Below are 9,268 nucleotides of genomic sequence, written 5' to 3' on the forward strand. Positions count from 1 at the left end.
TCCCGATCGCCGCGACCACCGAGACAGCCGCCCCACCATCGGTCAGGCTCACCCCGCCACCTCTCCCCCGCCCGGTCCCGTCCCGGTCACGTCGTCACCATGCCAGAGCACCGGCCTCCCCGCCGGCCACCCGTACCCGACCGGCCGCTTGCGGCCACCCCACCCCGAACGACCACGCCCCGGTCACCACCGCGCCGTCGACGACGCCCCCGACCGGGCCGGGGAGCAGGTCACTCCGTCGTCTCCCCGCGCAGCCGGGCGGTGATCTGGTCGGCCGGGGCGGGCGGCCCGAACCAGCGGCCCTGGCCGGTGTCGCAGCGCAACGCCCGCAACCGTTCGGCCTGCTCCCCGGTCTCCACCGCCTCGGCGGTCACGGACAGCTCCAGCGCGTGCGCCAACCGGACCAGGGCGTCGACGATCCGCTCGTCCCGGTGGTCCGGAGACGAGTCGCCGCCGTCACCCCGGATGCCCTCGACGAACGGACCGGCCAGCTTCAGGCAGTGGATCGGCAACCGCCGCAGGTACGCCAGGTTCGAGTAGCCGGTGCCGAAGTCGTCGATGGCCAGCCGTACGCCCAGATCCGCCAACCGGTACAACGACCGTAACGGCTCCCCGGCGGTGCCCATCACGGCGCTCTCGGTCAGCTCCAGCTGCAACAGCTCCGCCGGCAGGCCGCTGCGGCTCAGCGCGCTGGCGACGGTGTCCACGATGGCCGGGTCGTCGGCCTGCCGGGCGGCCAGGTTGACGCTGACCACCAGCTTCGCCTCCGGGAACTCGCGGTGCCAGGCGCGGGCGTCGCGGCACGCCTGCCGCAGCACCCACTCGCCCAGCCGGACGATCAGCCCGGTCTCCTCGGCCAGGCCGATGAACCGGTCCGGGCCGACCAGGCCCAGTTCCGGGTGGGACCAGCGCACCAGCGCCTCCACCGCGAGCATCGAGCCGTCCAGCAGGGACACGATCGGCTGGTAGTGGACCACGAACTCGCCCCGGTCCAGTGCCGCCGGCAGGCCCGCCGCCAGCGCGGACCGGGCGATGTCGGCAGCGCTGCGCTCCGGGTCGTACACCGCCCAGCGGCCCCGGCCCTCCGCCTTCGCCCAGTACAGCGTCGTGTCGGCGGCCTTCATCAGCTCGGACACGCTGGTCTCGCTGGCCGGGCACTCGACCACCCCGACGCTCGCCGACACGGCGAGCTGGTGGTCGCCGACGAGCACCGGCGCGGCCACCGCGGCGAGCGCCAACTCGGCGACACCGACCGCGTCGTCGATGCCCTCACCGCCGTTGACCAGGATGACGAACTCGTCGCCACCCATCCGGGCCACCAGGTGCCCCTGGCCGATGACACAGTCGGACAGCCGCCGGGCGATGGTGACCAGCAGCCGGTCGCCGAGGTCGTGGCCGAGACTGTCGTTGACCGCCTTGAAGCCGTCCAGGTCGAGGAAACAGACGCCGATCCGCTGCTCGGGCCCGGCGTCGGCGAAGACCTGGCCGAGTCTCTCGAAGAACAGCGTCCGGTTGGGCAGACCGGTGAGCGGGTCGTGCAGGGCCTGGAACCGCAGCCGCTGCTGGAGTTCGTACCGCTGGGTGATGTCCTCGATCATCGCGACCGTGAACCGGGGGCGACCGTCGTCGTGCCGGATCAGCGAGACGGCCAGGTCGGTCAGGACGACGCTGCCGTCCTTGCGGTAGTAGCGCTTCTCCACCCGGACGCTGTCGTGCTTGCCCTCGATCAGCTCCTGGTACATCTCCCACATCCCGGCCGCGTCGTCGGGGTGGAACAGCGCCGAGACGTTGGTCTGCCGCAGCTCCTCCGGGGTGTAGCCGAGCATGTCGGCGAAGGACTGGTTGACGTCGATGATCTGACCGTCGATGCCGGCGAGCCCGATGCCGATGACCGCACCGGTGAAGACCGCCCGGAACCGCGCCTCACTGTCGCGCAGCGCCCGCTCCACGGAATCCCGCGCCTGCCAGGCCGACCGGGCGATCCGCTCCTGCTGGCTGAAGGTACGGTCGCGCAGCGCCCGGCCGAACCCGGCGGCCAGCCCACCCTGCAGGGCGGCGACCCGGACGGGCAGGTCGGGTGGCAGGTCGTCGGGGGGCAGCACCCGCTGCGGCAACTGTTCGCCGAGCGCCCGCACCGACCAGTCCAGGATGCGCGGTTCGGTCAGGTGCGCCTCCACCAGCGCCCGGCCCACCTCCTCCGCCGGGGCGGCGGAGAACTCCTCGGCGAGCAGGGCCTGCGCCAGCCGTACGGTGTGCGTCAGCAGCAGCCGCTCGGTCTCGTCCGTGCTCATCGGCACGAACCCGAGCCGGCGTACCGCCCGTGCCCAGTCGGCGGCGTAGCCCTGCGCGCCCGGACGGGACGCGTCGGTGCCGCCGGGGTCCGGAACGGCGGACATGGTCGGCTCAGCCGGCGGGTCGGTCGTACCGGGCGACGCCGCCGAACGCCCCGAACCGCTCGGGGTGGTCGTCCACGTCGGACGGCGAGTCGGGCCGCCACAGCGGCATGTGCACCACGCCGGGCGCAAGCAGTGTCCAGTCCCCGAAGAAGCCGGTGATCTCGGCGCGGGACCGCAGCGTGATCTCGGTGTCGGTGCGGGCCGAGAGCCGCTGCGCGTCGAGCATCTCCTGGGGCTGGTCCTCGAAGGTGGAGTGGGAGATGACCAGGAAGCTGCCGGGTGCGGCGGCGGCCCGCAGGGTGGCGAGGATGTCGGCCGGGCGGTCGGCGTCGGGGACGAAGTGCACCACCCCGGCGAGCAGGATGCCCAGCGGGCGGTCGAAGTCGATCAGGCCGCTGGACCGGGCCTCGTCCAGGATCAGCTTCGGCTCGCGCAGGTCGGCGTGCACGGCGACGGCCCGGTCGTTGCCGGTGAGCAGTTCGCGGCTGTGCGCCACGGCGACCGGGTCGATGTCGACGTAGACGATCCGGGCCTGCGGGTCGGCGGCCTGGGCGACCTCGTGGACGTTGCCGACGGTGGGGATGCCCGAGCCGATGTCGAGAAACTGGTCGATGCCGGCGTCGAGCAGCGCCCGGACGGCGCGGCGCAGGAACTCCCGGCCGGAGCGCATGGTGGCCGCGAGGTTCGGCGTCATGCCGGCGATCTGCTCGGCGAGCCGCCTGTCGATCTCGAAGTTGTGCGCGCCGCCGAGGAAGTAGTCGTAGACCCGGGCGGCGCTGGGCCGGCTCAGGTCGATCTCGGCGGGAAGTCCGTCCGGCGTCTGCATCTCTGCCTGGCCCCCCAGTTCGTCGCCGCGGTGCGGGAGGGCACCGGCGTCGACGGCGTGCGCGGGCACGCGGAGCCGCACCGGCCGACCCGCGGATCGTGTGGTGCTGACCACTCTAGGCCCGTCCGCCCAGGTACGGGAGATCAGCCGACCCCGATCTGTGCCCGGGACCGGCAGGTCGGACCCGCCGGGCTGAACCGTGGTCACGCTACGCGTCCGTCCGCGCACCACAGGACACCACGGCGCGTCCGGGCGGGTCAGCCGACGGATTCCAGCACCAGGGCGATGCCCTGACCCACCCCGACGCACATGGTCGCCAGGGCCCGCCGGCCGCCCCGACGGCGCAGTTCCAGGGCTGCGGTCAACGCCAGCCGGGCGCCGCTGGCCCCGAGCGGATGCCCCAGCGCGATCGCGCCGCCGTTCGGGTTGACGTGCTCGGCGTCCTCCGGCAGGCCCAACTCACGCAGCACCGCGATCCCCTGCGCGGCGAACGCCTCGTTCAGCTCGACCACGTCCACGTCGGCCAGGGTGAGGCCGAGCCGGTCGAGCAGCCGACGGGTGGCCGGCACCGGCCCGATCCCCATGATCCGGGGCGGTACGCCGGCCGCCGCCGCGCCGCTGACCCGGGCGAGCGGGCTCAGGCCGTACCGGGCCACCGCCGCCTCGGACGCGACAAGCAGGGCCACCGCGCCGTCGTTGACGCCTGAGGAGTTGCCGGCGGTGACGGTGCCGCCGGCCCGGAACGGGGTGGGCAGCGCGGCCAGCTTCGCAAGCGAGGTCTCCCGGGGATGCTCGTCGACCTCGACCAGCTTCGTCTCCCGCCGACCGGCCGGCACGGTCACCGGCACGATCTCCTCGGCGAACCGGCCGTCGGCCTGCGCCTTGGCGGCCCGCTGTTGGGAACGCAGCGCGAACTCGTCCTGCGCGCGCCGGTCGACGCCGAACTCGGCGGCCACGTTCTCGGCCGTCTCGGGCATCGAGTCGATCCCCCACCCCGCCTCCATCAGCGGGTTGACCAGCCGCCAGCCCAGGGTGGTGTCGTACACCTCGGCGGCCCGCGAATACGGCGTGGTCGCCTTCGGCATGACGAACGGGGCCCGGCTCATGCTCTCGACGCCACCGGCGAGCACCAGGTCGGCCTCCCCGGCCACCACGGCGCGGGCGGCGGTGGCCAGCGCGTCCAGGCCGGAGCCGCAGAGCCGGTTGACGGTGCTGCCCGGCACCTCATGCGGCAGGCCAGCCAGCAACGCCGCCATCCGGGCCACGTTGCGGTTGTCCTCACCGGCCTGGTTGGCGCAGCCCAGCACCACGTCGTCGACCCGGGACCAGTCCACCGCCGGGTGCCGGGCGACCAGTTCGCGCAGCACGTGGGCGGCCAGGTCGTCGGGGCGCACCCCGGCCAGCGCGCCGGCGTACCGGCCGATCGGGGTACGGACTCCGGACACGAGGTAGGCCACGCTCATCGACGCACGTCCTTCGGGGGTGGGAAGGGGCTGGCGGTCCCGGCGTCACCCGGGTCACGGGGGACGCCCGCCGTCAGGATATCCGCGCCCGCGCCGGACGCCGCCCGGCCGGGGCGCGCACCAGGTCGGGCGGGCGGACGCCGGATAGGTTGGCGGTATGACCCGGCCCCAGTTCAGCGCAGAGACCTCCGGCGGTGGGGCGTTCGTCCGCCAGCCCAACCGGTTCACCGGCCGGGTCACCCCGCACTCCACCTCGCCCGAGGGCGGTGGGCCGGACGAGCAGGGGCGCTGGCCGCTTGCGGCCGGCCGGTACCGGCTGATCTGGTGCCGGGCCTGCCCGTGGGCGCACCGGGCCATGATCGTGCGGGGCCTGCTCGGCCTGGACGGGGTGATCTCGCTGGGCACTGTCGATCCGATCCGCGACGAACGCGGCTGGCGGTTCACCCTCGACCCGGACGGCTTCGACCCGGCGCTGGGCATCGGCTTCCTGTCCGAGGCGTACCTGGCCACCGATCCCGACTACACCGGCCGGGTGACCGTGCCCGCGCTGGTGGACACGCTCCCCGGCCGGGTGGTCACCAACGACTATCCGCAGCTCACCCTCGACTTCTCCACCGAGTGGCGACGCCTGCACGCCCCGGACGCGCCCGACCTCTACCCGGTCGCGCTGCGTCCGGAGCTGGACGCGCTGATGGCCGAGATCCACACCGACGTCAACAACGGTGTGTACCGGTGCGGCTTCGCCACCTCCCAGCAGGCGTACGACGAGGCGTACGCGGCGCTGTTCGCCCGGCTGGACGCGTTGTCACAGCGGTTGGCCGGGCAGCGGTACCTGATGGGTGACGCGATCACCGAGGCGGACGTGCGGCTGTTCACCACCCTGGTCCGCTTCGACGTGGCCTACCACGGGCACTTCAAGTGCAACAGGCAGAAGCTGACCGAGATGCCGGTGCTCTGGGCGTACGCCCGGGATCTGTTCCAGACCCCGGGTTTCGGCGGGACGGTCGACTTCGACCACATCAAGCGGCACTACTACGCCACCCACCGTGAGATCAATCCCACCGGGGTGGTGCCGGCGGGCCCGGACACGTCCGGCTGGCTCACCCCGCACGGCCGTGCCTGAGGCCGCCCGCGCGGTCGCCGGCCGGGTCGCCGCCGGCTGCGTGCTGCTCGGCGCGGTCGCGGTGACCGTCGCCGTCGGAGCCGGCCCGGGTGGCCCGTGGCGCGGGTACGTCAGCGAGGCCGGCGTCAGCGACAGCGCGTTCGCCTCGACGTACCGGATGGGGGTGTTCGCCCTGGCGGCGGCGTTGCTGTCGCTGGCCGCGGCGCTGCCGGTGACGTTGCGGCTCGCGGCCGGCCTGCTGCGGGCCGGCGCGGCCGGCACCGTGGTCTCCGGCGCGGTGACGTGCAGCGCCGGGTGCCCGCTGCCGCCGTTCGAGGCGGCGACACCGGCCGACCTGGTGCACGCCGGGGCGAGCATCGTGGCGGCCGGGGTGACCGTGCTCGCCATGCTGGTGGTCGGGTTCCTCCGGCCGGCGACGCCGGGGCTGCGCCGGGTGGCCCGGGTCGCCGGGGTGCTGGCGTTGCCGGTGGCCGGGGCGGTCGCGCTGGGCCTGCTGACGGTGGGCCGGGGCGATCTGGTGGCCGGGCTGGAACGGGTGCTGCTGGTGGTCTGTGCCGGCTGGGGCCTGTGCACCGCTCTGCTGCTGGCCCGGCACCGGCCGGCCGGTGCCAGACCGGCCGACCGGACCGGCCCCGGCGTGCCCCGTGCCCGTGAGCACGACGAACGTGACGAACGGGTCACCGGGTCGACAACCTCTGTGTAAGGAGCCTCACGCGGAGCGGTCCTTCCAGCTCGCGGTCGGCCGGGAGTAGCGTCGACAGGCGATGACCAATGTCTGGCACCTCACCGTGCGCCTGTACGTCGACCTCCGACGCCAGGCCAGTGGGGTCTGTCCGGCGCAGCCACGCTCCTGACGCTGCCCGCGACCGATCCCTACCGACATTGGACCCGCCCTGATGGCTTCCACCCTGCGCAAATTCCCCTTCTCCGCCCAGATCCTGCTCGGCCTCGTGCTCGGCGCGGCGCTGGGCTTCCTCGCCCGCGAGGGCGACCTGAGCTGGCTGGCCAGCACCCTCGACACCGTCGGCGGGCTCTTCGTCCAGTTGCTCAAGCTGGCCGTCCCGCCGTTGGTCTTCACCGCGATCGTGGTCAGCGTGGTCAGCCTGCGCGGGGTGGCCAACGCCGCCCGACTGGCGCTGAAGACGCTGCTCTGGTTCGGCGTCACCGCCTTGATCGCGGTGAGCCTCGGCATCGGCATCGGCCTGCTCACCGACCCGGGCCGGGGGGTGAGCCTGGACGTCGGCGGCGCGACCGCCCCGAAGACCACCGGCTCGTGGACCGACTTCCTCACCGGCATCGTGCCGACCAACCCGGTGGGCGCGTTCGTCGAGGGCAACGTGCTCCAGATCGTCTTCCTCGCCCTGGTGGTCGGTGCCGCCGCGCTGCTGGTCGGCGCGGCCGCCGAGCCGTTCGTCGAACTGAACCGCGCGGTGCTGGCCATCGTGCAGAAGGCGCTGTGGTGGGTGATCCGGCTCGCCCCGATCGGCACCCTCGGGCTGATCGGCCACGCCGTCGCCGCGTACGGCTGGGACCTGCTGGCCCCGCTGGCGAAGTTCACCACCGCCGTCTACGTCGGCTGCGCGATCGTCCTGTTCGTGGTCTACCCGCTGCTGCTGGTGACGGCCGGCCGGCTCAACCCGCTGCGCTTCTTCGCCGGGGCCTGGCCGGCGATCGAGCTGGCCTTCGTGTCCCGGTCCTCGGTGGGCACCATGCCGGTGACCCAGCGTTCCGTCGAGCGGCTCGGCGTCCCCCGTGAGTACGCCTCCTTCGCGGTGCCGTTCGGCGCGACCACCAAGATGGACGGCTGCGCCGCCATCTACCCGGCGCTCGCCGCGATCTTCGTGGCGCAGGTCTTCGGGGTGGACCTCGGCATCGGCGACTACCTGCTGCTCGCCTTCGTCTCGGTGGTCGGCTCGGCCGCCACCGCCGGCCTGACCGGTGCCCTCGTCATGCTGACCCTGACCCTGAGCACGCTGGGCCTGCCGCTGGCCGGGGCCGGCCTGCTGCTGGCGATCGACCCGATCCTGGACATGATCCGCACCGCCACCAACGTGGCCGGGCAGGCCGTCGTGCCGACCATCGTGGCCGCCCGCGAGGGCATCCTGGACCGCGACGCCTACGCCAACGCCGGACGGCGCGACCTGACCGACGCCGACGAGACCGACGCCGACGAGGCCGCCGACCGGCCGGCCCGCCGCGACGACCTCGCGCCGGCACCGGCCTGAGCGCACCGGCCGGGCCCTCCTTTGGACACCGCGCCCCGCCCCGCACCGCCACCCGCCCGTACCGGAGGATCACCCGCATGAGTGCCCTGTTCACCCCACTCGCCCTGCGCGGCGTCACCCTGCCCAACCGGATCGCCCTCGCGCCGATGTGCCAGTACAGCGCCGGCCCGGACGGGCTGCCCACGGACTGGCACCGGGTGCACCTCGGGTCCCGGGCCGTCGGCGGAGCCGGCCTGATCCTCACCGAGGCCACCGCGGTCGTTCCCGAGGGGCGGATCAGCCCCCAGGACACGGGCATCTGGTCCGACGCGCACGTCGACGCGTGGCGGCCGGTCACCGCGTTCGTCGCCGCCCAGGGGGCGGTGCCCGCCGTGCAGCTCGCCCACGCCGGGTTCAAGGCCAGCACCTACCGGCCCTGGGCGGCCGAGCGCGGCGGGGTGCCGGACGCCGAGGGCGGCTGGACGCCGGTCGGCCCCGGAGCCGAGCCGTTCCTGCCCGACTACCGGCAGCCGACCGCGCTGGACGAGACCGGGATCGCCGGGGTGGTGTCCGCGTTCGCCACCGCCGCCGGTCGGGCCGTCGACGCCGGCTTCGCCGTCGTGGAGATCCACGCCGCACACGGCTACCTGCTGCACGAGTTCCTGTCCCCGCTGACCAACCACCGCACCGACGGCTACGGCGGCGACCGGGCCGCCCGGATGCGGCTCACCCTGGAGGTGGCCCGCGCGGTCCGGGCCGCCGTCGGCGAGCAGGTGCCGGTGCTCACCCGGATCTCCGCCACCGACTGGGTCGACGGCGGCTGGACGGTGGACGACAGCGTCGCCCTCGCCGCCGAGCTGGCCGCGACCGGCGTCGACCTGGTGGACGCCTCCTCCGGCGGGGCGTCGACCCGGGCGGCCATCCCGGTCGGACCCGGCTACCAGGTGCCGCTGGCCGCGCAGATCCGCCGCGAGGCGGGCGTGCCGACGGGTGCGGTCGGCCTGATCGTCGAGCCGGAGCAGGCCGAGCAGATCGTCGCCGCCGGGGAGGCCGACCTGGTGCTGCTCGGTCGGGAACTGCTGCGTGACCCGTACTGGCCGCGCCGGGCCGCCGCGAAGCTCGGTGCCACCCCCGACTGGCCCGAACCGTACGCCCGCGCCTTCTGACCGTCTGCCGACCGGCCTGCGGCGACCGCTGTGGGGGGTGGTGTGGGGGGGGGGGGGGGGGGGGGGGGGGACCCCGCGCCCCCGCCCCCC

Annotated in this window: 7 protein-coding genes; 4 read left to right on the forward strand and 3 right to left on the reverse strand. The window is 74.2% G+C overall.

Features of this window, described 5'->3' with window-relative positions; genetic code table 11:
• Nucleotides 1–230: 230 nt before the first annotated feature.
• The 3 genes from ACOJTC_RS25630 to pcaF form a co-directional block, all read right to left on the reverse strand.
• Entirely contained in the window at nt 231–2,396 is a 2,166-nt protein-coding gene (locus ACOJTC_RS25630) for a putative bifunctional diguanylate cyclase/phosphodiesterase (RefSeq protein WP_420118807.1), read from the reverse strand.
• A gap of 7 nt (nt 2,397–2,403) precedes the next feature.
• Nucleotides 2,404–3,291, reverse strand: a complete 888-nt coding sequence (locus ACOJTC_RS25635) for an SAM-dependent methyltransferase (RefSeq protein WP_420118812.1) — start codon at nt 3,289–3,291, stop codon at nt 2,404–2,406.
• Between the two features lie 188 nt (nt 3,292–3,479).
• Nucleotides 3,480–4,685, reverse strand: coding sequence for a 3-oxoadipyl-CoA thiolase (gene pcaF, locus ACOJTC_RS25640; protein ID WP_420118808.1), 1,206 nt, complete (start codon nt 4,683–4,685; stop codon nt 3,480–3,482).
• Nucleotides 4,686–4,842: 157 nt separating this feature from the next.
• Between pcaF and ACOJTC_RS25645 the strand changes: the two genes are divergently transcribed.
• The 4 genes from ACOJTC_RS25645 (at nt 4,843) to ACOJTC_RS25660 (ending at nt 9,178) form a co-directional block, all read left to right on the forward strand.
• Nucleotides 4,843–5,808 (forward strand): glutathione S-transferase family protein, encoded by a 966-nt coding sequence (locus ACOJTC_RS25645; protein WP_420118809.1) that lies wholly within the window; start codon nt 4,843–4,845, stop codon nt 5,806–5,808.
• Nucleotides 5,801–6,511, forward strand: coding sequence for a DUF998 domain-containing protein (locus ACOJTC_RS25650; protein WP_420118810.1), 711 nt, complete (start codon nt 5,801–5,803; stop codon nt 6,509–6,511). The genes ACOJTC_RS25645 and ACOJTC_RS25650 overlap by 8 nt, the downstream gene beginning before the upstream one ends.
• Before the next feature lie 205 nt (nt 6,512–6,716).
• Nucleotides 6,717–8,033, forward strand: coding sequence for a dicarboxylate/amino acid:cation symporter (locus ACOJTC_RS25655; RefSeq protein WP_420118813.1), 1,317 nt, complete (start codon nt 6,717–6,719; stop codon nt 8,031–8,033).
• Nucleotides 8,034–8,110: 77 nt separating this feature from the next.
• On the forward strand, nt 8,111–9,178 hold the full coding sequence (locus ACOJTC_RS25660) for an NADH:flavin oxidoreductase/NADH oxidase (RefSeq protein WP_420118811.1): 1,068 nt from the start codon (nt 8,111–8,113) through the stop codon (nt 9,176–9,178).
• Nucleotides 9,179–9,268 lie beyond the last annotated feature (90 nt).

This window comes from Micromonospora sp. (assembly GCF_048594385.1).
In the GTDB taxonomy this organism is placed as follows: domain Bacteria; phylum Actinomycetota; class Actinomycetes; order Mycobacteriales; family Micromonosporaceae; genus Micromonospora; species Micromonospora wenchangensis.